Genomic DNA, 24,586 nt, shown 5'->3' on the forward strand with positions numbered 1-24,586 from the left:
TGTGAAGGAGTACGACGTGGCGAGCCTCGACACCTTCGGTGCGAAGACCCAGCTACGCGTCGGAGACGCGAGCTACGAGATTTTCAAGATCGACAAGGTGGAGGGCCACGACCGGCTGCCCTACAGCTTGAAGATCCTGCTGGAGAACCTGCTGCGGACCGAGGACGGCGCGAACATCACCGCCGACCACATCCAGCAGCTCGGCGCGTGGGACTCCGCGGCCGACCCGAGCGTGGAGATCCAGTTCACCCCGGCCCGGGTGCTGATGCAGGACTTCACCGGCGTGCCCTGCGTCGTTGACCTGGCCACCATGCGGGAGGCCGTCCGCGACCTCGGCGGCGACGCCACCAAGGTGAACCCGCTCGCCCCGGCCGAGCTGGTCATCGACCACTCCGTCATCGCCGACCTCTTCGGCCGCGAGGACGCCTTCCAGCGCAACGTCGAGCTGGAGTACGAGCGCAACAAGGAGCGCTACCAGTTCCTGCGCTGGGGCCAGACCGCGTTCAACGAGTTCAAGGTCGTCCCGCCCGGCACCGGCATCGTGCACCAGGTCAACATCGAGTACCTGGCCCGCACGGTCATGGAGCGCAACGGCCAGGCATACCCGGACACCGTGGTCGGCACCGATTCGCACACCACGATGGTCAACGGCCTGGGCGTGCTGGGCTGGGGCGTCGGCGGCATCGAGGCCGAGGCTGCGATGCTCGGCCAGCCGGTCAGCATGCTGATCCCGCGGGTCGTCGGCTTCAAGCTCTCCGGCGAGATGCCGGCCGGCACCACCGCCACCGACCTGGTGCTCACCATCACCGAGATGCTGCGCAAGCACGGCGTGGTCGGCAAGTTCGTCGAGTTCTACGGCCCGGGCGTGAGCGCCGTGCCGCTGGCCAACCGGGCCACCATCGGCAACATGTCTCCCGAGTACGGCTCCACCGTCGCGATCTTCCCGATCGACGCCGAGACCGTCCGCTACCTGGAGCTGACCGGCCGCGACCCGCAGCAGGTCGCGCTGGTCGAGGCGTACGCCAAGGAGCAGGGCCTCTGGCACGACCCGAACCACGAGCCGGAGTACTCGGAGCGGCTGGAGCTGGACCTCAGCACCATCGAGCCGTCCCTGGCCGGCCCGAAGCGCCCGCAGGACCGGGTGCCGCTGGGCGCTGCCAAGACGCTGTTCCGCTCGGCGCTGACCGACTACGTCGCCGCCGACGTCGCCGGTGAGCGTGACCTGAAGCCGAGCGTCGCCCGCGAGCAGCTGCCCCGGGGCGCGAACGGCCCGGCCGACGAGGCCAGCGCCGAGTCCTTCCCGGCCAGCGACCCGCCGGCCAACGAGTTCAGCGACCCGGCCGACGAGCCGCGTGACCTGGAGACCGCGGCGGCGGGCGCCGGTGGGCGCGCCAGCAACCCGGTCCGGGTGACCGGCGCCGACGGCGTCGAGTACGAGCTGGACCACGGCGCGGTGGTGATCGCCGCGATCACCTCCTGCACCAACACGTCCAACCCCCAGGTCATGATCGGCGCCGCGCTGCTGGCCCGCAACGCGGTGGACAAGGGCCTGGCCCGCAAGCCGTGGGTGAAGACCACGCTGGCCCCCGGCTCCAAGGTCGTCATGGACTACTACGACCGCGCCGGCCTCACCCCGTACCTGGAGAAGCTCGGCTTCAACCTGGTCGGCTACGGCTGCACCACCTGCATCGGCAACTCCGGCCCGCTGCCGGAGGAGGTCTCCGCCGCGGTCAACGAGGGCGACCTCGCCGTCGTCTCGGTGCTCTCCGGCAACCGGAACTTCGAGGGCCGGATCAACCCGGACGTCAAGATGAACTACCTGGCGTCCCCGCCGCTGGTGGTCGCGTACGCGCTCGCCGGCACCATGGACATCGACCTGGCGAACGAGCCGATCGGCGAGGACGCCGAGGGCAACCCGGTGTTCCTGCGGGACATCTGGCCGAACAGCGCCGAGATCCAGGACGTCATCGCCTCCGCGATCGGCGCCACCGGGTTCAGCTCCGCGTACGCCGACGTGTTCGCCGGCGACGAGCGCTGGCAGTCGCTGCCGACCCCGACCGGTGACACCTTCTCCTGGGCCGACGAGTCCACCTACGTCCGCAAGCCCCCGTACTTCGAGGGCATGGAGCGCCTGCCGGCGCCTGTGTCCGATATCGGTCCAGCTCGGGTGCTGGCCAAGCTCGGCGACTCGGTGACCACCGACCACATCTCCCCGGCCGGTTCGATCAAGGCGGACTCCCCCGCCGGCAAGTACCTGGCCGAGCACGGCGTGGCCCGGCACGAGTTCAACTCGTACGGCTCCCGCCGCGGCAACCACGAGGTGATGATCCGGGGCACCTTCGCCAACATCCGGCTGCGCAACCAGCTCGTGCCGGGCGTCGAGGGCGGCTTCACGGTCAACCACCTGACCGGCGAGCAGACCTCGATCTACGACGCCTCGATGGCGTACCAGGAGGCGGGCGTCCCGCTGGTCATCCTGGCCGGCAAGGAGTACGGCTCCGGCTCGTCCCGCGACTGGGCGGCCAAGGGCACCATGCTGCTCGGGGTCAAGGCGGTCATCGCCGAGTCGTACGAGCGGATCCACCGCTCGAACCTGATCGGCATGGGCGTCCTGCCGCTGCAGTTCCCCGTCGACACCACCGCCGAGTCGCTGGGCCTGACCGGCACGGAGACCTTCTCCATCAGCGGCGTCACCGCGCTGAACGAGGGTGAGACCCCGCGTACGGTGAAGGTCACCACCGACACCGGCGTGGAGTTCGACGCCGTGGTCCGGATCGACACCCCCGGTGAGGCCGACTACTACCGGCACGGCGGCATCCTGCAGTACGTGCTGCGTCGCATGATCGCCAGCTGACGTCGTATCCCCGACAGGGCCCCTTCCCGCGACCGGCGGGGAGGGGCCCTGCGGTGTTTCGGGCGGTCGGTGGTGGGCTCCTAATCGGCTGGCATCACGCCGGCCGGCCGCACTACCGTCCAGCCGTGCCGATGCATGACGACGAGGTCCGCGCCACGGTCGAGCAGGTGCGCCGACTGGTGGCGGCCCAGTGCCCGCAGTGGGCCGATCTTCCCGTGACGCCCCTGCCCGACGAGGTGGAGGGCACCGACCACGTGCTCTTCCGGATCGGCACCGAACTCGCCGCCCGGATGCCCAAGATCGCCAGGGCGGTCGACCAGGCCGACACCGACGCGCGGTGGCTGCCCTTGCTGGCGTCCCACCTGCCGGTGCGGATTCCGGTGCCGCGGTACAGCGGCGAGCCGGGCGCGGGGTACCCGTGGCGGTGGACCGTGGTGCCGTGGGTCGCGGGGAGCACGCCGCCCCGGCTCGGCTGCGACGACGTACCCCTGGCCCGCGACGTGGCAGCCTTCGTACGCGCCCTGCACCGGGTGGATCCGGCCGGAGGACCGGTCAAACCACCGGGTTCCCGCGGGTCGGCCCTGCGCCACGTCGACGACAGCGTCCGCCGGGTGCTCCCCCGGCTCGCCGAGCATGACGACGGCTTCGACGTGGCCGCGGCCGAGGCGGCCTGGGACGCCTGCCTGGCTGCTCCCGGCTGGGGCAGGGAGCCCGTCTGGATCCACGGCGATCTGCAGCCGGGCAACCTGATCACCGACGCCGGCCGACTGGCCGCGGTCATCGACTTCGGCGCACTCGGTGTCGGCGATCCGGCACCGGACGTGGCTCCGGCGCTGTGGACCTTCACCGGCGCGGCCCGGGACGCCTACCGGGAGGCGATCGGGTACGACGACGCCACCTGGCGCCGCGCCTGCGGCTGGGCCCTCGGACCGTCGCTGACCGGCATCGACTACTACCGGCACACCTTCCCACGGATGGCCGAGCACGGCCGCCGGATGGCCCGCGCGGTGATCGCCGACCTGGCGTGAGGAGCGCCGAGCCGAGTGGCCACCGGCCCGCCCGTCACTCCGCGGCGGCCCGGTGGCGCTCCTCACGCTGCTTCATGGCGTGCTCCAGCAGCGTGATCAGCACCTCCTTGACCGAGTCCCGCTCGCGCGCGTCGCAGAGCGCCACCGGTACGCCGGGGTCCAGGTCGAGCGCCGCCTGCACCTCGTCCACCCGGTAGCGCCTGGCCCCCTCGAAGCAGTTCACCGCCACCACGAACGGGGTGCCCCGCTCCTCGAAGTAGTCGATGGACGGGAAGCAGTCGGCCAACCGCCGGGTGTCGGCGAGCACCACCGCGCCGATCGCGCCGAGCGCCAGCTCGTCCCAGACGAACCAGAACCGGTCCTGGCCGGGGGTGCCGAACAAATAGAGCACCAGGTCGTCGCTGATGGTGATCCGGCCGAAGTCCATCGCCACGGTGGTGGTGGTCTTCTGCTCGACACCCGAGAGGTCGTCGACGCCTACCCCGGTCTCGGTCAGCACCTCCTCCGTCCGCAGCGGACGGGTCTCGCTGACCGCGCCGACCAGGGTGGTCTTGCCGACACCGAAGCCACCGGCGATGAGGATCTTGACCCCGGTGGGCACCGGTGCCGCGCCCACCGGCCGCTCAGAGCGCCCGTAGTCCATTGAGTACCGCCTCGAAAACACTGTCGTCGGGAAGGCCGGCGGGGTTGGCGCTCGGCTCACGGACCTGCACCAGGCTGCGGGCCACCAGGTCACCGAGGAGGACCCGGACGGAGCCCACCGGCAGGTCGAGGTGGGCGGCGATCTCGGCCACGGACAGCACCCGCTGGCAGAGGCCGACGATCGTCACGTGCTCCGGCCCGAGCCCGGACTCCGACCCCACGTCCGTCCGGGTCGAGGTGACCAGGGAGATCAGGTCGAACGTGCCGGTCACCGGGCGCGCCCGGCCACCGGTCACCGCGTACGGGCGGACCACCGGACCCGCGTGGTCGTCCACCCACTCGTGCGCCGCGGGCTCCCCCTGGCCGGTCATCGCGCCGGATTCTCGCCGGCGGAATGTTCGCGGGTGGGCGAGGCGACGAAGCGCCCGACCCGGGTGACCAGCATCGCCATCTCGTAGGCGATCAGGCCGACGTCGGCGTCCTGACCGGCCAGCACGGCCAGGCAGGCGTTGCGCCCGGCCGCCGTCACGAAGAGGAACGACGACTGCATCTCGATGATCGTCTGCTGCACCTGGCCGCCACCGAAGCGTTTGCCCGCGCCGCGGGCCAGGCTCTGGATGCCGGCCGCCATCGCCGCCAGGTGCTCGCCGTCGTCTCGGCTCAGACCTCGGGAGGCGGCCATCAGCAGGCCGTCGGTGCTGAGGGCCACGGCGTGTTCCGCCTGCTTCACCCGGCCGACCAGGTCATCCAGCAGCCACGTCAGGTCTGCGCTCGAAGCCGTTTTCTGCCCCACTCGTCGTCCTCTTCTCCCCCGGCTGGTGTCGCCGTTGCTCGTCTGGGATCCGCCGCCTCGGCGTGCTCAGGTCGCCTGCTCGTCCCCGGCGTCGGGCTCGCCGGCCGGCTCGTGCGCGCCGCCGAGCAGCCGCGCCGCGTCGGTCCGGCCCCGCCTGGTACCGCTCTGGAAGGCGGTCATCATCCGTCTCACCTGCTCCGGCGGGCGTACCGCCTCGTCGTCGGCGTCGTCGTCCACAGCGGACGCCTCGGGGCGCAGCTCGGGCGCGAGGCTGGCCTGGCGGACCCGCACGGGCAGCCGGGACTCGCTCCGGGGCGCCGCATCCTCGTCGGTCGCCGGGCCGGGCTCGGCGGCGGCCACCGCGGGCGGCGCGGTCGTGGTCGCACCGGCCGGCTCCGCCGCCATCGACGGCCGCTTCCGGGTACGCGCCGGCAGCCCGGAGGGGGTGACCCGCGCCGCCTCCGTGGCCGTCGCCGGCACCGGCTCGGCCGTCTCCCCGGCCGCCGGCGTGGTCGTCGTCGCCGCTGGTTCGGATCGGGCGTCCGGCCCGGCGTCGGGCGGCACCGGGCCGCCGGAGGTGACGGGGCTGCCGGTGCCCGCCCGGAAGCCGCCCGAGACCGTCGGGTCGTCCTCGCCGAGCAGGTCGGACGGGATCAGCACCACCGCCGTGGTGCCGCCGTACGCGGACTCCTTGAGCTGCGCCTTCACGCCGTGCCGCTCGGTGAGCCGGCTGACCACGAACAGGCCCAGCCGGGCGGCGTCGGCCAGGTTCAGCTCGGACCGGTCGACGATCCGGTGGTTCGCGGCGGCCAGTTCCTCCGCGCTCATGCCGAGGCCCCGGTCCTCGATCTCGATGGCGAAGCCGTTGGCGACCAGCTGGCCGCGTACCTCGACGGTGGTGTGCGGGGGCGAGAAGGACAGCCCGTTCTCGATCAGCTCGGCCAGCAGGTGGATGACGTCGCCGACCGCTCGGCCGCTGAGCGACACCGGACCCAGCGGCAGCACGTTGACCCGGGTGTAGTCCTCGACCTCGGCCACCGCCCCCCGGACCACGTCCACCATCGGCACGTTCCGCCGCCAGGACCGGCCCGGCGTGGAGCCGGAGAGGACGATCAGGTTCTCCGCGTTGCGCCGCATCCGGGTGGCCAGGTGGTCGACCCGGAACAGGTCCTCCAGCTCCTCGGCGTCGTGCTCCCGGCGTTCCATCGCGTCGAGCAGGGTGAGCTGGCGGTGCACCAGCGCCTGTGTACGCCGGGCCAGGCTGAGGAAGACCTCCCGGACGCTGCGGCGCAGCTCGGCCTGCTCGACGGCGGTCCGGAGCGCGGTCTCCTGCACGGCGTTGAACGCCCGGCCCACCTGGCCGATCTCGTCGTCGCCGACCTGGAGCGGCGGCGCCTCCCGGGCGACGTCGACCTCCTCGCCGCGGCCGAGCCGCTCCACCACGGCGGGCAGCCGCTCGTCGGCCAGCCGGAACGCGGCGTCACGCAGCCGTTCGAGCTGGCGCAGGAGCGCCCGGGCGGTGGAGACGGAGACCACGACCGAGGCGATGACGGCGAGCAGGCCGAGGCCGGCGGCCAGCACCAGCCGGACGATGACGCCGACGGCCACCGGGGTCGCCCGGGAGACGATGTCCTCACCGCCGGCGAGGATCACCCCGCGTAGGGCCTCCATCGCCTGCTGGGCGGCGGCCCGCCAGGCGGCCACCGCCACCGGTGGCCGGACGTCGCCGCCACGGGCCGCCAGCACCCGGTCCTGCAGGCCACGCAACTGCTGGAAGGTGTTGCCCGCCACCATCTGCTGGTAGCGGCTGCGGTCGGTGGGGGCCAGCTCCCGGGCCGTCCGCTCGGCGAGATACCACTGCGCGCCCACGAGCCGGGCGAAGGCGGCCTGCTCCGCCCCGGTCATCCGGTTGGCCGCGAGCACGCCGGTCAGCAGCGCGTCCTGTTGGGACAGCAGCTCCCGGGCGCGGTTCAGGTCGATCAGCGCGGCGGTGTCCCGGGCGATCTCCTGGTCGTCCAGACCGCCGAGCGCGTCGAAGACCCCGAAGATCGCCTCGATCGCCTCGTTGTAGGCGGCCTGCGTCGCGGTCCGGTCGATGGTCTTGCGTCCGACCTCCGCCCGGACGCCGCCGAGCTGGTCGATCTCCGTGCGGAGCTCGGTGATGCGCTGTTCGAGCTGGTCGCTCGCGGCCAACCCGGTACGCCAGTCCCGGGCCGACCGCCACAGCGCCGCGGCGGTCTCGTCGGTGTGCCGCTGCTGGTCGACCAGTGCCTGGAGCTGGTCCGGATCGGACTGCCCCAGGTACGCCAGCGACAGTCGCCGCTCGGTCTGCAACTGCAGCAGCAGCGGGTCGCTCGGTTCGAAGACCCGGGCGTTGAGAGTCTGGACGCCGAGCAGGTTGAAGCCGTCCCGGACGGTCACCCACGCCGCGAAGGCCCAGAGCGCGGCCAGCGAGACGAGCAGGGCGACGATCTTGGTACGGAGATTCGTACTGCGGGAGCCCATCACACCGTCCTGGCCGGATTTTCGGTCACGTACCCGAGATCGGGTCGTTGAGTATCGATCCCGGCGCACGCTAGCAGCGTCCAGAAGTTCACTCAAGCGATCCTGATCATGGTGGGTGCCGGCCGGGGCGCCCCGTCGTCGCACCACAGCGCCGCCAGGACCGCTGAGCGAATGATCAGCGTCGGACGGTACAGGTCCTTGTCGTGCCACAATGCCGGCGCGTCGTCCCGACCGTCCCACCCGGACAGTCGACGCCGGCCGGCGGCCAGCGCGGCGGCCACCCGGGCGTCGGACGGGTCACCGGCGCTCCGCAGGGCCAGCACCGCGTACGCGGTCTCCTCCGCCGTCCCGCCCCACCGGCCCCAGGAGCCGTCCGGCCGGCGGTTGTCCAGCAGCCACGCCACGGCCCTGGCGAGCGCCTGGCGGGCCGCGACGCCGCGCGCGTGGTCGGCCAGGGCCAGCACCGCGCAGCAGGTGGCGTAGTAGGGCGAGGCGTGCCAGCGGTCCCACCACCGGCCGTCCGCCTCCTGACGGGACACCAGCCAGCCGGCGACACGGTCCGCGACCGCCGCCACCCGGGGAGACGCGGCCGGGCCGGCCTGCGCGAGCTGGAGGCCGAGGGCGTCCAGCACGTGGGCGTTGGTGGTCACCGAGGCCCCGTCCTCCCCGGGCCAGGTGCAGAAGTGGGCGCCGGTGTCGTAGCCCAGAAGGCCGGCCGGATCAAGCGGCACGCCCAGCCGGGCGAGGGCGTACAGGGCGACCGAGGTGGTGTCGGCGTCGGCCGGCAGGCCGGGGCCGGTCGCGGCGCCGGCCGGCCCGACGGCGGCCCGCAGCTCGGCCACCAGGGCGGCGGGCACGGTCACCGGCACCCCGGCGCGGGTGAGGGTGGCGAGCACCCAGGCGCGTTCGAAGACGGCGACCGGGGTGGCGCAGGGCACCGGGCCGCCCCGGCCGACGCGGCGCAGGTAGTCCCAGGTGGCATCCCCGTCGTCGGGGCCGCCGAGCCAGGCGGCGGTCGCCGCGGGCGACGCCCCGACCGCACCCGGCCCGCTGGGCGTGACGCCGGCCGCCCGGCGGGCCAGCTCGCCGCCCACCTCCAGGGCGTGCGCCAGCTTCTCGGGGACTGAACGGCCGGCGCGCAGCAGGTGGCGTACCCGGTCCAGCCGGCCGGGGTCCAGGCCGTCGGGCAGGGGCAACCGGGGCCGGCCGTGCCAGTCGGCCAGCCCCGCCGGCGCGCCGTGCGGATCGTTCAGCCGCCCGTCGATCGACTCCACCAGCGCCGGCACGATCAGGTCGGTGGCGGGCAGGTCCGGGAGCGCGGGCGCGGCCGGGTCACCGAGGCGGCCGGTCACGAACCGGAGCGCCCGCTCCGCGGCCCGGGCCAACGCCGCGCCGTGCTGCCCCCGGCGCGCCGCGGCGAGCAGGGCGTCCGTCGCGCTCAGGCTGGGCACCAGCGCGTAGCCGTCCGGGCCACCCCAGCCGCCGTCGGGTCGCTGCCGGTCCAGCAGCCAGCCGATCCGTGCCTCGTGACCGGGCAACCAGGGGGCCAGGGCGACCAGGCGGGCGGTCTCGTAAACCGACGCCGAGGTCCGCCCGGACGGGTCGCGCACCATCGCCGCGACCAGGTCCCGGACCTGGCCGGCATGGGCGGCGGGTCCGCCCGCGCCGTCGTCGGCTCCTCGGCAGGCGTGCGCGGCGGCGGCCACGGTCACCGGGTGCCCCAGAAGTCGGCGAGGCGGTAGAAGCCGCTGGCGAAGCCGAGCTGCCGGGACAGGTAGTCGGCTTCCCGGGGATGGTCGACCGCCAGCTCGGCCAGCAGCCGCCGGCAGCGATCGGCCTGGTCCGCCGCCCGCCGCTCGACCTCCGCCCGGTCGCCGACCAGCATGATCGCGTTGAGGTCCCCCCAGTCGCGGTCCCGCCCCTCCGTGCCCAGGTCGTTGACCAGGCGCAGGGCCCGTTGCACCTCGTCGCTCGCCGCGACCAGCCGGGGCAGGTCCCGGTGCGTCGCGGCGGTGCCGGTGTGGATCCAGTGGGCGACGTTGACCACGGTCGCGGCCAGGTTGTCGGCGTTCGCGAGGTACTCGGCCAGGGTGGGCAGCGCGCCCGCGCCGTCCCGGGCGGCGGTCTTCCACGCCCACTCCCGGGCCATCGCGTCGAGGGTCCGGGCGATCTCCTCCCGCCACAGGCGCCGCAGCCCGGCGAAGGCCGGGGTGGCGGACAGGTCGTCGCGCAGCTCGGCGGTGAACCGCCCCAACGGGTCGTCGGTCCCGGCGCCGTCGGCCACCGCCAGGCAGGTCTCCGCGATCCGGTCGATCTCCGCCCGGGACGTCGCCAGGTGGTCCACCTGCCAGTCGACCGCGAAGCCCCAGAGCACCGCCCGGCCGGCGAGGCCCAGCTCCTCGGCGGTGCACCAGGGCGCGCTGAACGCCATGGCCAGCGCGACGCTGCCGAACAGGGCCGGGTCGAAGGGCCGGGCCGGGAAGAGGTCGGGATGGGCGGCGGCCCGCCGCTGCAGCTCCCGCTGCCCACGGGCGGCGAGCGCGCAGGTCCGTCCCTGCTCGACCGCCGAGGCGAAGGGGTCCGTGGGCAGGTCCACGGTGGTCACGCCGGCTCCGCGAGGGGTCGGGCCGCCGACAGGGTCAGCCGCACCCGGTCCCGCGGCCGCAGCGCCGCGGCCAGCCGCAGGCCGGGTACGCCGGGGCGGGCCAGTCGGAACCGGTAGCGGCTGAGCATGGTGGCGACGATGAGCTGCGCCTCCAGATAGAACAGGTACATCCCAAGGCACTGGTGCGGGCCGCCGCCGAACGGGAAGTGGGCGTAGCGGTGCCGGTCGCGGACCCGCTCCGGCCGGAACCGTTCGGGGTCGAACTCCTCGGGCCGGTCCCAGAACTCCGCCATCCGCTGGGTGACCAGCGGGCTCGCCACCACGGTCGCGCCGGCCTCCACCCGTACGCCGTCGATGACGTCCGCCGCGACGGCCCGGCGCGGGATGATCCAGCCGATCGGGTACAGCCGCAGCAGTTCGTCCAGGACCATCCGGGTGTACGTGAGGTCCCGCAGGTGCTCGCGGCGGACCGGCTCGTCCCCCACCACCCGGTCGATCTCGGCGTAGAGCCGCTCGGCGACGTCGGGCCGCTGGTCCAGGTGGGGCCAGAGCCAGGTGAGCACGTTGATCGTGGTCTCGGTGGTGGCGGCGAACATGGCCACGGTGTCGTTGCGGACCTGCCCCTCGTCGAGCTGGTGGCCGTCCTCGGTCCGGGCCCGCCACAGCGTGGAGATGACGTCGTCGCCGTCCTCGGCCACCGCTCGGGTCCGCCGGACGACGGGGACCAGCACCTCGTCCACGACGCGCTTGGCCCGCCGGAACGGACGGTCACCGGGCATCGGCAGGGAGAGCGGGGCGAACGGCACGATGATCCGGGGGATCACCGCGGTGGCGATGACGTCCTGGGCGTCGATCACCCGCATCGCGTCCGGTACGGAGATCTTGTCGGCGAAGAGCACCCGCATGATCGCCCGGCACACGATCCGGGCCTGCTCGACGCCGATGTCGACGGCCCGCCCCGCCCGGGACGGCGCCTCGAGTTCGTCGACGGCCTCCCGGATGGCCGTCGCCATCCCGTCGACCAGCGCCTCGACCCGCTTGGCGGTGAACATCGGCTGGAGCATCCGGCGGCTGGCCGACCAGATCCGGCCCTCACCGAGGATCCCCTCGCCGAACAACCGCTTGACCGGCCGCCAGAACAGCCCGTCCCCGGCGCGTTCGTAGTTCTCCGCCCGGTCGCGCAGGACGTGCTGGACGTGCCGGGGATGGGTGACCAGGTAGGGGCGGAACGAGCCGAGGTTGAGCCGGACGACCGCGCCCCCGGTCGAGTTGCCGACGTCGACCAGCGCGCGGGCGGGGTCGCGGAGCATGCCGGGCAGGATCCGGCGCAGCGGGACGGTACGGAGGCGTCCGGGGAGCGGGTCTGGCTGATCCACGTGACGGCTCCCCCTCCTGGGTCGACGCAGCGTCGCGATGCGGTCATGACCCGTGATGTCGCCGCAGAGCATGCCAGGCGGAAAGGGTCAGCAACAGACGGGAAGGGAAAATATTTCACCAACGAACATTCCCGCCGTCGACAATGGACCCGCGCGGGAACCGCTCAGCCGGAAAGATTGCGCAGGTAACGCCGCTGCGCGCCGTCCCGGCCCGGCTCGGCGCGTCCGGCGCCACGACCCGCTCCGGAGCCGTCGACGCCGAGCAGTCGGGGACCTGGCGGCGGGCGACCCCTTTTCCGCCGCGCGGCAGAACGGATCGGACGCGGCCGACGCGGAAGAATCCGGGCGCGCCACCGCCCCCTGTGCCAAGCTTCGGGGCATGGACGACAAGACCATCCTGAACCGGATCTCCGAGCTCGTCGACGAGGAGCACCGGCTGCGCTCGGCCGCGCAGGAGCACGAGGCCGGCACCGACGACGCGGCGCGGGAGCGGCTGCGCGCGCTGGAGGAGTCCCTCGACCAGTGCTGGGACCTGCTGCGCCGGCGGCGGGCGGCCCGCCAGGCGCACGGCGACCCGGACGCCCAGGGCGAGCGACCCCTGTCGGAGGTCGAGCGTTACCTCCAGTGACCTGCGGTCCCCCGGCACCGGCCGGTGGACCACGTGCCGGCGTCCCGGGCGGCGTTCCCCGCCCGGGACGCGGCGCGCTCAGCGGATCCCGGCCTCCCGCAGCAGCAGCCCGGTCAGCTCGGCCGGGTCGGCGCCCGACGTGGGCAGGCCCCGGGCGGCGAACCAGGTGCCGACCACCCGGACGTCCCGGGCGAGGAAGTCCGGCCCCTGCGGGTTGGCCACCAGGTCGACCACCTGCGGCAGGTCGATCATGACCAGCCGTCCCCGGTGCACCAGCAGGTTGTACGGAGACAGGTCGCCGTGCGCGTAGCCGGCCCGGGCCAGCACGGCCAGGGCGTCGACCAGTTGCGCCCACAGATCGCGCAGCTCGGCGCCCTCGGGACGGAGCTGGGCCAGCCGAGGCGCGGCCTGCCCCTCCCCGGCGTCGCCGATGAACTCCAGCATCAGCTCGGTGCCGAGCAACTGCACCGGGTACGGGACGGCGATCCGCCCGGAGGCGGCGCCGATCTCCCAGAGCCGGGACAGGGCGGCGAACTCGGCCGCCGCCCACTGTCCGGCGATCATCTGCCGCCCGAACGTGGTCCGCCCGGCCATCGCCCGCATCTCCCGGGACCGGCGGACCCGGCGTCCCTCAAGGTAGCCGGCGTCCCGGTGGAAGAGCCGGTGCTGGGGGTCCCGGTAGCGCTTGGCCGCCAGCAGGCAGGAACGGTCGGTGTCCGGCACGGCCCGGCGGACCAGGTGGACGTCCGCCTCCTTGCCGGTCTTGAGCACACCGAGCTCGGTGTCCCGGGCGGCCAGCTCGGTCACCAGCCAGTCGGGATGGGGTTCGGGCCCGTGCACGGCCTCGTCCCAGGAGGACCAGACGTCCTCGGGTTCGGGCTCGTCGTCGGGTTCGCTCAAGACCGGCTCGGCGTGCCGGCCCCGCTTCAGGAAGTACGGTTCGTCGTCGTCGAAGCGGCTCTTGCCGCGGCCACGGCGCTGCGGCGCCGGGAGGTCGTGTTCGCGCACGGGTGGGTTGATCCTTCGATCGAGGCTGGTGGAGGCAGGTGGAACGACCCCGCAAAGACGGCCATGACCGACCTCCTCTCCTCGACCGGGCTCCGCCCGGCTGCGCCCTCGCGCGGCCCCATGTTCACCGGGCCGGGCGGGCGGGTCAACCGAATTACCCCGCCAGCACCGTGGCCACCGCCGCGATCAGGCCGTCGACGGTACGGGTCGGCGCGAACCGGGTGTCCGCCCAGCGGCGTCCCCGGTGCAGCCAGACACTGGGCAGGCCGACGGCGCTCGCCCCGCCGATGTCGGCCTCCGGGCTGTCCCCCACCACCCAGGCGCCGCGCAGCGGCATCCGGACCCGCTGGGCGGCGAGCGCGAAGATCCGCGGGTTGGGCTTGCTGACCCCGGCCTCCTCGGAGATCACCCAGTCGGCGACGTACCGGTCCAGGCCGGTGCGGCGGATCTTCGCCTCCTGCTGGCGTACCACGCCGTTGGTGACCACCACCGGCACCCAGCCGGCGTCGTCGGCGATCCGCAGCGCGCAGGCGACCAGCGGGTCCAGCCGGGTGTTCGCCACCACCCCGTCGTGCAGCTCCTCGACCAGGTCGATGGAGGGGACGCGCAGCGCGTACCGGTCCCGGATCGCGTCCGCCACGTCCCACCGGTCGGTGAGGCCGTCGGCGTCGACGGAGAGCAGCCAGTCGATGTCGACGGGCGGCGCGCCGATGCCCGCCAGGAACCGCTCACCCCAGGCACGGAACGGCCCCTCGCGGTCGAGCAGGGTGTTGTCCAGGTCGAGCAGGAGCAGCGGCACTCGGGCACCTTACGGGACTGAGGTGCACGACCGACAGGGCCGAGGGACCGGGCGCCGTCCGTCAGGCCGGCACGGTCGTTCGGGGGAGGCCCTGGTCGGGCAGGCGGTCGGCGAGCATGGTGTGCGCGGCCCGGGTGGCCGCCAGGGCGGCCGGGTCCAGCGTGGCCATCAGCACGTCCTCCCCGGTGTCCGCGCCGCGGGCCAGCGGACGCCCCTCCGGGTCGTACACGGCGGCGCCGCCGTTGAAGCGCCACGGGTCGGCGCCGTCGACGGCGTTGGCGAAGACCACGTACATGGTGTTGTCCAGGGCGCGGGCGGCATAGTAGAGGTCGCGGCGGTGCGCCGAGCCGGCCAGGTAGCCGCTCGGGCAGAGGTAGCCGTGCGCCTGGTCGTCGGCGGCGGCGCGGCCGTGCTCCGGGAAGCAGCCGTCGTAGCAGATGCCGAGGCCGAGCCGCCAGCCGTCGACCACCAGGGTGGCGCCCCGCCGGCCGGCGTCGAACAGCTCGCGCTCGCCGCTCCAGAGCTGCTGCTTGTCGTACCCGACGCACACGGCGCCGGTCGGGTCGACCACCAGGGCGGAGATGGTGCGCCGCCCGTCCGGGTGCCGGACCGCCGCGCCCACCAACACGGTCGTCCCGCCGTCCCGGGCGGCCGTGCGCACCGGGTCCAGCCGCGGGTCGTCGACCCGGCGGTCCCCGTCGGCGGCCAGGTCGGTGCCGGCCGGGTCGGCGGCCAGGGTCGGCGGGTGGTACGCCGGCAGGTACAGCTCGGGCAGCACCACCACCCGGGCGCCGGCGGCCCGGCCGACCAGCCGGGCGGCGGAGGCGGCGTTCCCGGCCACGTCGCCGGGGACCGGGGTGGCCTGCACGGCGGCCACGGTCAGCGGGTGGGCGGGAAGCGGCGCGGCCTGGGTCACCGGCCGATCCTAACCGGATCCTCACCGCGGCGTGATCATGCGAAAACCGCATCTCAAGCCGTACGTACGGTTTGCATCCGTCGGGGTGGCCTGCGACGATCGGTGCGTGCCCAGAGTAAGCCAGGACCAGCTCGACGCGCGCCGGCAGGAGATCCTGGCCGCCGCGCGGGCCTGTTTCGCCCGACACGGCTACGAGGGCGCCACCGTCCGTCGCCTGGAGGAGGCCACCGGCCTCTCCCGCGGCGCGATCTTCCACCACTTCCGGGACAAGGATTCGCTCTTCCTCGCCGTCGCCGAGGACGACGCGGCGGTCATGGTGGAGACCGTCGCGCGCAACGGCCTGGTCCAGGTGATGCGGGACCTGCTCGCCCGGGCGATCTCCCCGGACACCACCGGCTGGCTCGGCAGCCAGCTGGAGGTGTCCCGGCGGCTGCGCACCGATCCGGCGTTCGCCAAGCGCTGGGCGGAACGCTCGGCGGCCATCGCCGAGGCCACCCGGGAGCGCCTGCTGCGCCAGCGGGAGGCCGGGGTGCTGCGCGACGACGTGCCGATCGACGTGCTGGCCCAGTTCCTGGAGCTGGCGTACGACGGGTTGGTGCTGCACCTGGCGATGGGCCGCCCGGCCGGTGACCTGGGCCGGGTGCTGGACCTGGTCGAGGAGGCCGTACGCCGGCACTGACCGGCCGCGTCTCGGTCCGGTAACTGGCCCGACGGGCCCGATCGGCACTGGCGGGGCTGCTCCACAATGGGCCGCGATCCCCTCGCGACAGGAGCAGAGCATGACCGTCCTCGCCGCAGGAAGCGACACCTGGGGCATCCCCGGCCCGGTCTTCCTGCGCTGGTACCTCCTGGCCGCGGCCCTGCTGGTCGTCGGCACCGTCATCCACCGGATCCGCGGGCTGTCCGGCACCTCGGTCGGCACCGGCGGGCAGCTCGGGCCGCAGCAGGTCGCGTACCTCAACGGGGGCGACCAGCTCGCCGTCTGGACGGCGCTCGGCGGGCTGCGCCGGGCCGGCGCGGTCGACGTGGCGCCCGACCGGCGGATCGTCCCCGGCGGCCCGATGCCGGCCGGCGCCACCCCGTTGGACCAGGCGATCTATAACGCCTCCGGCCGGGGCGCGCACTCCCGGGAGCTGCGCCGCGACGAGTGGGTGGTCCGCGCCGTCGACCAGCTCCGCGACGGCCTCGAGCAGCGCGGGCTGGCGCTGAGCAAGGCCCGACGGGCGGCGCTGCGGCGCGGGCCGGCGCTGCTCGGCGCGCTGCTGGCGCTCGGCGTGATCCGGGCCTTCGTCGGCCTGTCCAACGGCCACCCCGCCGGCTATCTGCTGCTCACCATGGTCCCGCTCTTCATCGCGTTCCTGCTGCTCAACCGGGTGCCGTGGCGCACCCGGGCGGCCGACCGAGCGCTGCGCGACCTGCGCCGCCAGCACACCTGGCTGCGCCCCTCCGCCGCCCCGGCGTACGCCACCTACGGCCCGTTCGACGCGGCGATGGGGGTGGCGCTGTTCGGTACCGCCACCATCTGGGCCATGGACCCCGGCTTCGCCGAGCAGGCCGAGATCCAGCGGCAGGCGATCAGCGCGAGCGGCGGCTCCTCGGGCAGCTCGTGCGGGGGCGGAAGCTCCTGCGGCGGCGGCAGTTCCTGCGGGGGTGGCAGCTCGTGCGGAGGCGGCGGCTGCGGCGGGGGCGGCGGGTGCGGCGGATGACCGGCCCGGCGAAGCGACCCACCCCGACCGGCCCGGCGACGCCGGACCGGTCGGGGGCCGGGCCGGCCGGCGTCGGCATCGGCTGGCGGCCGGAGATCGCCGGCTTCGTGGCCGGCCTGCCCGGACTGCGCTTCGTCGAGGTGGTGGCGGAGACCGTGGCCCCGCGCGGTCCGCTCCCCGACGGGCTCGCCGACCTGCGCGGGCGCGGCGTCACCGTCGTACCCCACGGGGTGAAGCTCTCCCTCGGCGGCGCGGAACCGGTCGAGGAGGCCCGGGTGGCGCACCTGGCGGGGGTGGCCGCGGCGGTGGGCGCGCCGCTGGTCAGCGAGCACATCGCGTTCGTCCGCGCCGGCGGCGTGGAGGCCGGCCACCTGCTGCCGCTCCCCCGCAGCCGGGAGGCGGTCGCCGCGGTGGTGGCGAACGTGCGGCGGGCCCAGGCGGAGCTGCCCGTGCCGCTGGCGCTGGAACCGATCGCCGCGCTCTTCGACTGGCCGGACGACGAGCTGGACGAGGCCGACTTCCTCACCGAGATCCTCGACGCCACCGGGGCGCTGCTCCTGCTCGACATCGCCAACGTGCACGCCAACGCCCGCAACCGGGGCGGCGATCCGCTCGCGCTGCTGGACCGGCTGCCGCTGGACCGGGTCGCCTACGTGCACGTGGCCGGCGGCGCCGAGCACGGCGGCTTCTACCACGACACGCACACCGACCCGGTCCCCGCCGAGGTGCTCGACCTGGTCCGCGAGCTGTGCGCCCGGCACCGGCCGCCGGCGCTGCTGTTGGAGCGCGACGGGCACTACCCGCCCGCCGCCGAGCTGCGCGGGGAGCTGGACGCGCTGGCCGCCGCGTCCGGCTACCCGGTGGTCACGTGACCGGCCCGGCGCCGTCCGGGCCGCCGTCCTCCGCCGCGACCGGGGACGGCCCGGCGGCCCGGTCGCCGTCCGCCGCCGACGGGGGCGGCCTCGCCGCGCGGCAGGCGGAGCTGGTCGCCACGTTGGTGGCCGGTGGCCCGCTGCCGCCCGGCTTCGCCCCGGCGCCGGTGGCCGCGGCCCGCCAGGCGTTGTTGTGCAAGCGGGCCGGCGACGTGGCGCGCCACTGGCCGCTGCTCGCCGCCGGCCTCGGCCCGGCCTGGGCGACGACCTTCGCCGGCTGGGCGGCGGGACGCCCCACCAACGGGTCGCTGCGCGACGGCTGGGACCTGGCCCGGCGCCTGCGGGACCGGGGCACGCTGCCACCGCTGGGCGCCGAGGAACTGGCCGCCCGCGACGCCACCGCCCGCTACGACGGCCGTACCACGCCCCGGCCGCGCCGGCTGCCGGCCGTCGCCCGCGCCGGTGGCGCCGTCGCGGTGCAGGTCGCCGGTCGGGTACGCCTGCTCCGCCCCGCCGACCGCTAGGGCGGGTGGCAACGTCCTCGGCCGAGCCGAGGTGGCGGCCCCATCCGGGGTACGGCAGGATCGGGCCCATGGATCTCGGACTCGCCGACCGGGTGTACGTGCTGACGGGCGCCTCCCGCGGCCTCGGCCTCGCCACCGCTCAGGCCCTCGTCGCCGACGGCGCCCGGGTGGTGATCTCGGCCCGGTTACCCGAACGGGTGGCCGAGGCGGTCGAGGTGCTCGGTGGCCCCGAGCGGGCGATCGGGCTGACCGCCGACCTGACGGACCCGGGCACCCCGGAGCGCCTCGTCGCGGCGGCACGGGAGCAGTTCGGCCGGCTCGACGGCGCGCTGATCTCGGTCGGCGGCCCGCCCCGGGGCACCGCCGCCCAGGTCACCGACGAGCAGTGGCGGGAGTCGTTCGAGACGGTGTTCCTGGGCACCGTCCGCGCCGCCCGTACGGTGGCCGCCGCGCTCACCGAGGGCGGCGCGATCGGGCTGGTCCTCTCCACCTCGGCGCGGGGGCCGGTGCCCGGGCTCGGCATCTCCAACGGCCTGCGGCCCGGCCTGACCGGGGTGGCCAAGGACATGGCCGACGAGTACGGCCCGCGTGGCGTACGGGTGGTCAGCCTGCTGCCCGGGCGGATCCTCACCGACCGGAACCGGGAGCTGTTCGCGGCCACCGGCGACCCGGAACGGGCCCGGACCGAGGCGGAGGCGGCCATCCCGCTGGGCCGCGTCGGTGACCCGGACGAGTTCGGTCGGGTGGCCGCCTTCCTGCTCTCCCCCGCCGCGAGCTACCTCACCGGGGTGACCGTGCCGGTCGACGGCGGCGCGCTGCGCGGCCTGTGACGCCGGACAACGGCGGCCCGCCGACCCCGCGCCGGCGCACCTCCCGACCCACGTCGGAGGGCGCGACGGGGCCGGCCCGCGCCGCCCAGGCGGCCGCCACCGGCGGAGGCACGACGGAGGAGGTCCGGCGGCATCCCCGCCCGACCAGGGAGCAGCTCGCGGCGGCGGCCGACACGCTCCTGCCGGACGTCATCGCGCCCGGACTCGACGTGCTCTTCGTCGGGATCAACCCCGGGCTGTGGTCGGCGGCGACCGGCTGGCACTTCGCCCGGCCCGGCAACCGGTTCTGGCCGGCGCTGCACCGGGGCGGCTTCACCCCACGCCGGCTGCACCCGAGCGAGCAGGACGAGCTGCCCGCCCTCGGGCTGGGCATCACCAACATGGTGGCCCGGGCCAGCGCCCGCGCCGACGAGCTGTCGGCTGCGGAGCTGGTGGCCGGCGCGGAAACGCTGGCCGGCAAGGTCGAGCGGTACCGGCCGCGCTGGGTGGCGGTGGTCGGGGTGACCGCGTACCGGATCGGTTTCGCCCGACCGAAGGCGGGCTTCGGCCCGCAACCGGAGCGGCTCGGCCCGGCCCGGCTCTGGGTGCTGCCGAACCCGAGCGGCCTGAACGCCCACTTCACCCCGGAGACGCTCGGCGCCGCCTTCGCCGAGCTGCGCTCGGCAGTGGCCGCTTAGTGGTGTTGAATGTAGACACTCGCACTGCCGGAGGTGACTGTGCCCGAGCTTTCCCTGCTGATCGAGCCATCCACCGCGCTCCCCGCCGAGCGGGTCGACGCCCTGGCCACCGGGCTCGCCGAGGACCTGCGGTCGGTCCGGGGCCTGCACGTCGCGCACGCCCAGTCCCCCGCCGTGGGGCACGGCAAGTCGCAGCAAGCGTGGGAGCTGGGCATGCTCATCGTCGGCGGCCTCTTCTCGGCGACCACCATGCGCGCCCTCGCCCAGATCGCGATCGCCTACGCGGACCGCGTCAAGGCCCGTTCGATCACGCTGCGCAGCGGCGACGCCGAACTGGTGATCACCGGGTCGACCCGGGTGGACCAGCAGCTCGTTGACCAGCTGGCGCGTCTCATGGTGCCGAGGTCTGCCGAGCCGGCGGCGGGCAGCGCGCTACCCGCCACCGCCGGTGACGGTGGGGGGACCTTCGGTAGCTGATCGTGGGACTGCGACGGGCGCTGCTGATCGCCAATGACCGGTACATCGACGACTCACTGGCCGACCTCTACGCCCCCCGCGAGGAGGCCCGGGACCTGCTCAGCCTGCTGGCCGACACGGACGTGGGCGCGTTCGACCAGTACCGGCTGCTGGAGAACGAGTCGAAGAGCGCCATCGAACGGGAGATCGAGTCGATGCTGCGGGCGGCGGGCCCGGAGGATCTGGTTCTGCTCTACTTCTCAGGCCACGGCGTACGCAGCAGCAAACGGGGGCGGTTGCACCTGGCGGTCGCCAACACCGAGGTCGATCACCTCTCCTCCACGGCGATCTCCGCCTCGTTCATCCGCGAGCTGCTCGACGAGTCCGACGCCGCCAGCTCGGTCCTCCTGCTCGACTGCTGCTACAGCGGCGCCTTCGAGGGGCTCGGCCTGAAGACGACGGACGATCTCGCCCTCGACGGCGAGCTGCGGACCGGGTACGGCCGCTACGTCATCACCGCCACCAACTCGGTGGAACGGGCCGACGACGGACGGCCGGCCAGCGGCACGGAGCCCAGGGTGAGGTCCGCCTTCACGGAAACCCTCATCCAGGGGCTGAGCACCGGCGCGGCGGACATCACCGGGCAGGGCCGGATCACCCCGGACGACCTGTGGCGGTACGTCCACATGGAGCTGCCGAGGCGGTCGACGCAGACGCCGTGCCAGTTCGGCAGCGCCAGCGACGAGATCCACATCGCCCTGTCCCGGGAGGGGCAGCACCGTCAGCGCCGGCAACGGGACCAGCGGGATCCCCGCCTCGGCGATCTGCTGGGCCCATTGGAGCCGGCGGGCGACGTGCGGCTCTGCGCGACCGACTGGCGCCGGCGCGGGCTGCTGAAGGTGCCGGTCGGCCAGGCACACCGGATCGACCAACCCGCCGGCGAGCCGGTCTGGCTGGACCTGGCCTCCGCCGACGGCCATCTGCTCGTCGTCGGCCGGGCCGGCACCGGCAAGACGACCCTGCTGCGGACCATCATCGCTGGACTGGCACTCACCCACTCCGACGGGGAGGTGGCGATCCACTGCCTGGAGTCGGGCGGGAACTGGCTGGGGCCGATGCGGCGGCTGCCACACGTCCGCACCGTGCTCGGCGACGACCAGCTGGGCGAGGTCGGCACGCTGCTCGACCGCCTGGAACACGACGTGCTCGACCGGAAGCAGCTCTTCCGCCGGCACGAACTGGAATCGCCGGCCGGCCTGCGCGCCCGGCGAGGAAGCCTGGATGCCGGGTCCTGCCCGGACGTCTTCCTGGTCGTGGACCGCTGGCAGGACTTCGCCACCCTGCTGGACAACTTCACCCCCCGGGTGGTCGATCTCGCCAACAAGGGCCTCGGGTACGGGTTCCACGTGGTGGTGCTCGACCGGAGTTGGCGGAGCATCCCGGAGGAACTGCGGGAGCTGCCGCAGACCCGGATCGAGACCCGGTTGTCCCAGCCGCACGAGTCGCTGGTGAATCCGGACCAGGCGGCACGCCTGCCCCTGAACATGCCCGGCTGGGCCGTCCACGGGCGGCGTACCTTCCGGATCGCGCTGCCCGAACTGGCGCTCGGGGAGCACGACCTCAAGGCGGAGGCCGAGGCCGGCACGCCGGAGGGAGCCGGTGGGCTGGTGGCGGTGATCGCCGAGGCATGGGGGATGCCCCAGGTGATCCCGGGTTCGGGGACGTTCCGGCCGACCGACGAGGCACTGCGGGACGAGATGTTGGCCCTGCTCGACCTGCCCGATCACACCGCGTTCTGGACCTTCGAGGGCCACCGGACGCCCGCCGGACCGGAATACCTGCGGATACCCATCGGGGTCGACGAGACCGGCGGACGGGTCGACCTCGACCTCAAGGAATCGGCCCAGGGCGGCATGGGTCCGCACGGGCTGCTGGTGGGGGCGACCGGGTCGGGCAAGAGCGAACTGCTCCGGACGATCGTGGTGGGGCTGGCGGCCCGCCACTCGTCCAGTGACCTCAACTTCGTCATGTTGGACTTCAAGGGCGGCGCCACGTTCACCTCGCTGGACCATCTGCCGCACACCAGCGCGGTCGTCACCAACCTCGCGGGCGACCTGACGATGATCGACCGGCTCGAGGACGCGCTCTTCGGCGAGCTGGTCCGCCGCCAGGAGCTGCTGCGCACGGCTGGGAACCACCCGAACCGTTCGGCGTACGAGGCGGCGCGGGCGGCCGGGGCGCCCTTGGAGCCACTCCCCAGCCTGCTGGTGATCTGCGACGAGTTCACCGAGCTGCTCGCTGCCCGGCCGGACTTCATCGACCTGTTCGTGATGATCGGCCGGCTGGGGCGGTCCGTCGGGGTGCACCTGCTTCTCGCCGCTCAGCGGCTGGAGGAAGGGAAGCTGCGCGGACTGGAGAGTCACCTGTCGTATCGGATCAGCCTGCGGACCTTCTCCGCTCCGGAAAGCCGGGTGGTGCTGGGCGTGCCGGACGCCTACGAACTGCCGAACGCCCCGGGACACGGCTACCTGAAGGACGGCACCCGCATGCGCCGCTTCCGGGCGACGTACGTGTCCGGAGCGCCGGTCCTGACCGGAGCGGAGGCCGTCGCGGCCATGCCACCCGAGCTGGCCGGGCGCAGCGTCCTCGACATCGTGGTGGACCGGCTGCACGGCAGGGGCCCGGCCGCCCACCAGGTCTGGTTGCCACCGTTGGACTCCCCGCCCAGCCTGGACCAGCTCCTGCCGCCGTTGGCGCAGCACCCGGACCGGGGCCTCACCGTGCCCGGCGCTCCGATTCCGCTGACCGCCCCGGTGGGTCTGGTGGACAGGCTACGGGAGCAGCGACGGGCGCCCCTGCTGCTCGACCTGTCGGGTGTCGGCGGCAACGTCGCCGTGGTGGGCGCGCCGCGATCCGGCAAGAGCACCTTGCTGCGCACCCTCGTAGCGGCCCTGGCGCTCACCCACACGCCCCGGGAGGTGCAGTTCTTCTGCCTCGACCTCGGTGGCGGCGCGATGAGTGGCCTGGAGCGGCTGCCGCACATGTCGGGTGTCGCCGGCCGGCGGGAGACCGAAGCGGTACGGCGTACGGTCGCCGAGGTGGTCGCGGTCCTTGGGGCGCGGGAGGCCCGGTTCGCCGAGCACGGCATCGACTCGATGGCGACCTACCGCCGCCGGCGGGCGGGCGGGGAGTTCGTCGACGACCAGTTCGGTGACGTCTTCCTGGTGGTCGACGGCTGGAACACGCTGCGCCAGGAGGACGAGGATCTGGAGCAGACCATCACCAACCTGGCCGACCGGGGGCTGGGTTTCGGCGTTCACGTGGTGATCACGGCCGTGCGGTGGGCGGAGATCCGGATCAACATGCGGGATCTCCTGGGCACCAAGCTGGAGTTGCGGCTCGGCGATCCGGCCGAGTCGGAGATCGACCGCCGGGCCGCGCAGAACGTGCCGACGGGTTCGCCCGGACGTGGGCTGACCCGCGACAAACTGCACTTCCTGGCCGCGCTGGCCCGGATCGACGGGCAACGCGGTGCCGACGACCTGAGCGACGCGACGGGCGCCCTCGCCGACCAGGTCGCGGCGGCCTGGCCCGGACGTCCAGCACCCCCGGTACGACTGCTGCCGCGCCAGTTGTCGGTGGCCGAACTCAACGAGCGAAGTGACCCGTCCGCCACCGGCCTGCCGATCGGCGTCGACGAGGCGGCCCTCGCTCCCGTCTACCTCGACCTGGACGCCGAACCGCACCTGACGGTCTTCGGCGACGCGGAGTGCGGCAAGAGCAATCTGCTGCGGCTCGTCGCCCGTCAGCTCGTGGCCCGCCGCACCCCGGCACAGGCGCGGCTGATGGTCGCCGACTACCGCCGCAGTCTGCTCGACGTGGTGCAGGGCGAGCACCTGCTGGGGTACGTGACGTCCAACCAGGTCTTCACCGAGCTGCTCGCCTCGGTGCGCGAAGTGATGCTGAACCGGCTCCCCGGTCCCGGCGTGACTCCCGTGCAGCTGCGGGACCGCAATTGGTGGCAGGGCCCGGACCTCTACATCCTGGTGGACGACTACGACCTGGTGGCCACCGGCGGCGCCAATCCGCTCAGCGTGCTGCACGAGCTGCTGCCGCAGGCCCGGGACATCGGCCTGCATCTGATCACCACGCGCCGGATGGGGGGCGTGAGCCGGGCCCTCTACGAGCCCGTGCTGCAACGCCTGCGCGAGCTGGACTCGCCCGGCCTGCTGATGTCCGGCAGCCGGGAGGAGGGACCGGTCCTCGGTGGGCTGCGGCCCGAGCGGATGCCGTCTGGTCGCGGCACGCTGGTACGCCGGCGCGACGGTGCCCGGCTGATGCAGACCGCGTGGTCGGAACCGTGACCC

Annotated in this window: 21 protein-coding genes; 11 read left to right on the top strand and 10 right to left on the bottom strand. The window is 74.1% G+C overall.

Going from position 1 to position 24,586, the window contains the following annotated elements; genetic code table 11:
- Position 1: 1 nt before the first annotated feature.
- Together ACZ6S5_RS16950 and ACZ6S5_RS16955 are read left to right on the top strand one after the other, a co-directional pair.
- Positions 2–2,854, top strand: a complete 2,853-nt coding sequence (locus ACZ6S5_RS16950) for an aconitate hydratase (RefSeq protein ID WP_466001321.1) — start codon at positions 2–4, stop codon at positions 2,852–2,854.
- Positions 2,855–2,985: 131 nt separating this feature from the next.
- Positions 2,986–3,882 carry an aminoglycoside phosphotransferase family protein gene (locus ACZ6S5_RS16955; protein ID WP_466001492.1) on the top strand — a complete coding sequence of 299 codons (897 nt, stop codon included), beginning with the start codon at positions 2,986–2,988 and terminating at the stop codon, positions 3,880–3,882.
- Between the two features lie 34 nt (positions 3,883–3,916).
- Here ACZ6S5_RS16955 and ACZ6S5_RS16960 read toward each other — a convergent pair whose 3' ends face one another.
- The 7 genes from ACZ6S5_RS16960 to ACZ6S5_RS16990 all read right to left on the bottom strand — a co-directional run bounded on the left by ACZ6S5_RS16960 (position 3,917) and on the right by ACZ6S5_RS16990 (position 11,737).
- Positions 3,917–4,525 carry a GTP-binding protein gene (locus ACZ6S5_RS16960; protein WP_466001323.1) on the bottom strand — a complete coding sequence of 203 codons (609 nt, stop codon included), beginning with the start codon at positions 4,523–4,525 and terminating at the stop codon, positions 3,917–3,919.
- Complete coding sequence (locus tag ACZ6S5_RS16965; protein WP_466001324.1) at positions 4,506–4,895, bottom strand: DUF742 domain-containing protein; 390 nt, start codon at positions 4,893–4,895, stop codon at positions 4,506–4,508. The genes ACZ6S5_RS16960 and ACZ6S5_RS16965 overlap by 20 nt, the downstream gene beginning before the upstream one ends.
- The gene (locus ACZ6S5_RS16970; protein ID WP_466001326.1) at positions 4,892–5,317 is read right to left on the bottom strand and encodes a roadblock/LC7 domain-containing protein; all 426 of its coding nucleotides are present in this window, start codon (positions 5,315–5,317) and stop codon (positions 4,892–4,894) included. Before ACZ6S5_RS16970 ends, ACZ6S5_RS16965 begins: the two co-directional genes overlap by 4 nt.
- 66 nt (positions 5,318–5,383) lie before the next feature.
- Entirely contained in the window at positions 5,384–7,822 is a 2,439-nt protein-coding gene (locus ACZ6S5_RS16975; protein ID WP_466001328.1) for a sensor histidine kinase, read from the bottom strand.
- A gap of 92 nt (positions 7,823–7,914) precedes the next feature.
- On the bottom strand, positions 7,915–9,534 hold the full coding sequence (locus tag ACZ6S5_RS16980) for a prenyltransferase/squalene oxidase repeat-containing protein (protein ID WP_466001330.1): 1,620 nt from the start codon (positions 9,532–9,534) through the stop codon (positions 7,915–7,917).
- On the bottom strand, positions 9,531–10,427 hold the full coding sequence (locus ACZ6S5_RS16985) for a terpene synthase family protein (RefSeq protein ID WP_466001332.1): 897 nt from the start codon (positions 10,425–10,427) through the stop codon (positions 9,531–9,533). Before ACZ6S5_RS16985 ends, ACZ6S5_RS16980 begins: the two co-directional genes overlap by 4 nt.
- A complete protein-coding gene (locus tag ACZ6S5_RS16990; RefSeq protein WP_466001494.1) occupies positions 10,424–11,737 on the bottom strand; it encodes a cytochrome P450 in 1,314 nt (437 codons plus the stop codon). The genes ACZ6S5_RS16985 and ACZ6S5_RS16990 overlap by 4 nt, the downstream gene beginning before the upstream one ends.
- 445 nt (positions 11,738–12,182) lie before the next feature.
- Here ACZ6S5_RS16990 and ACZ6S5_RS16995 point away from each other — a divergent pair, with 445 nt between their 5' ends.
- Positions 12,183–12,431, top strand: a complete 249-nt coding sequence (locus ACZ6S5_RS16995) for a DUF2630 family protein (RefSeq protein ID WP_466001334.1) — start codon at positions 12,183–12,185, stop codon at positions 12,429–12,431.
- Positions 12,432–12,509: 78 nt separating this feature from the next.
- On the opposite strand, the gene ACZ6S5_RS17000 is transcribed toward ACZ6S5_RS16995, so the two are convergent.
- The 3 genes from ACZ6S5_RS17000 to ACZ6S5_RS17010 form a co-directional block, all read right to left on the bottom strand.
- A complete protein-coding gene (locus ACZ6S5_RS17000; protein WP_466001336.1) occupies positions 12,510–13,439 on the bottom strand; it encodes a serine protein kinase RIO in 930 nt (309 codons plus the stop codon).
- Positions 13,440–13,593: 154 nt separating this feature from the next.
- Positions 13,594–14,238, bottom strand: a complete 645-nt coding sequence (locus tag ACZ6S5_RS17005) for an HAD-IA family hydrolase (protein ID WP_466001338.1) — start codon at positions 14,236–14,238, stop codon at positions 13,594–13,596.
- A 61-nt stretch (positions 14,239–14,299) separates the two neighbouring features.
- Positions 14,300–15,154, bottom strand: coding sequence for a carbon-nitrogen hydrolase family protein (locus ACZ6S5_RS17010; protein ID WP_466001340.1), 855 nt, complete (start codon positions 15,152–15,154; stop codon positions 14,300–14,302).
- A gap of 106 nt (positions 15,155–15,260) precedes the next feature.
- Between ACZ6S5_RS17010 and ACZ6S5_RS17015 the strand changes: the two genes are divergently transcribed.
- The 8 genes from ACZ6S5_RS17015 (at position 15,261) to eccCb (ending at position 24,583) form a co-directional block, all read left to right on the top strand.
- Entirely contained in the window at positions 15,261–15,833 is a 573-nt protein-coding gene (locus ACZ6S5_RS17015; protein WP_466001342.1) for a TetR/AcrR family transcriptional regulator, read from the top strand.
- Positions 15,834–15,933: 100 nt separating this feature from the next.
- Entirely contained in the window at positions 15,934–16,860 is a 927-nt protein-coding gene (locus tag ACZ6S5_RS17020; protein WP_466001344.1) for a TIGR04222 domain-containing membrane protein, read from the top strand.
- Entirely contained in the window at positions 16,857–17,732 is an 876-nt protein-coding gene (locus tag ACZ6S5_RS17025) for an MbnB/TglH/ChrH family RiPP precursor modification enzyme (RefSeq protein WP_466001346.1), read from the top strand. The genes ACZ6S5_RS17020 and ACZ6S5_RS17025 overlap by 4 nt, the downstream gene beginning before the upstream one ends.
- The gene (locus tag ACZ6S5_RS17030; RefSeq protein WP_466001348.1) at positions 17,729–18,256 is read left to right on the top strand and encodes an SCO6045 C-terminal-like domain-containing protein; all 528 of its coding nucleotides are present in this window, start codon (positions 17,729–17,731) and stop codon (positions 18,254–18,256) included. Before ACZ6S5_RS17025 ends, ACZ6S5_RS17030 begins: the two co-directional genes overlap by 4 nt.
- 68 nt (positions 18,257–18,324) lie before the next feature.
- Complete coding sequence (locus ACZ6S5_RS17035; RefSeq protein ID WP_466001350.1) at positions 18,325–19,086, top strand: SDR family oxidoreductase; 762 nt, start codon at positions 18,325–18,327, stop codon at positions 19,084–19,086.
- A gap of 179 nt (positions 19,087–19,265) precedes the next feature.
- Positions 19,266–19,763, top strand: coding sequence for a G/U mismatch-specific DNA glycosylase (mug, locus tag ACZ6S5_RS17040; RefSeq protein ID WP_466001496.1), 498 nt, complete (start codon positions 19,266–19,268; stop codon positions 19,761–19,763).
- Between the two features lie 39 nt (positions 19,764–19,802).
- The gene (locus ACZ6S5_RS17045) at positions 19,803–20,240 is read left to right on the top strand and encodes a hypothetical protein (RefSeq protein WP_466001351.1); all 438 of its coding nucleotides are present in this window, start codon (positions 19,803–19,805) and stop codon (positions 20,238–20,240) included.
- A 2-nt stretch (positions 20,241–20,242) separates the two neighbouring features.
- A complete protein-coding gene (gene eccCb / locus ACZ6S5_RS17050) occupies positions 20,243–24,583 on the top strand; it encodes a type VII secretion protein EccCb (protein ID WP_466001353.1) in 4,341 nt (1,446 codons plus the stop codon).
- The last annotated feature ends 3 nt before the right edge of the window (positions 24,584–24,586 follow it).

The organism is Micromonospora sp. NPDC051924 (assembly GCF_055586005.1).

Coding starts and splice junctions, on each gene's coding strand:
- ACZ6S5_RS16955 (WP_466001492.1), top strand. CDS start 2,986: ATGCATGACGACGAGGTCCGCGCCACGGTCGAGCAGGTGCGCCGACTG.
- ACZ6S5_RS16960 (WP_466001323.1), bottom strand. CDS start 4,525: ATGGACTACGGGCGCTCTGAGCGGCCGGTGGGCGCGGCACCGGTGCCC.
- ACZ6S5_RS16965 (WP_466001324.1), bottom strand. CDS start 4,895: ATGACCGGCCAGGGGGAGCCCGCGGCGCACGAGTGGGTGGACGACCAC.
- ACZ6S5_RS16975 (WP_466001328.1), bottom strand. CDS start 7,822: ATGGGCTCCCGCAGTACGAATCTCCGTACCAAGATCGTCGCCCTGCTC.
- ACZ6S5_RS16990 (WP_466001494.1), bottom strand. CDS start 11,737: ATGCTCCGCGACCCCGCCCGCGCGCTGGTCGACGTCGGCAACTCGACC.
- ACZ6S5_RS16995 (WP_466001334.1), top strand. CDS start 12,183: ATGGACGACAAGACCATCCTGAACCGGATCTCCGAGCTCGTCGACGAG.
- ACZ6S5_RS17020 (WP_466001344.1), top strand. CDS start 15,934: ATGACCGTCCTCGCCGCAGGAAGCGACACCTGGGGCATCCCCGGCCCG.
- ACZ6S5_RS17025 (WP_466001346.1), top strand. CDS start 16,857: ATGACCGGCCCGGCGAAGCGACCCACCCCGACCGGCCCGGCGACGCCG.
- ACZ6S5_RS17035 (WP_466001350.1), top strand. CDS start 18,325: ATGGATCTCGGACTCGCCGACCGGGTGTACGTGCTGACGGGCGCCTCC.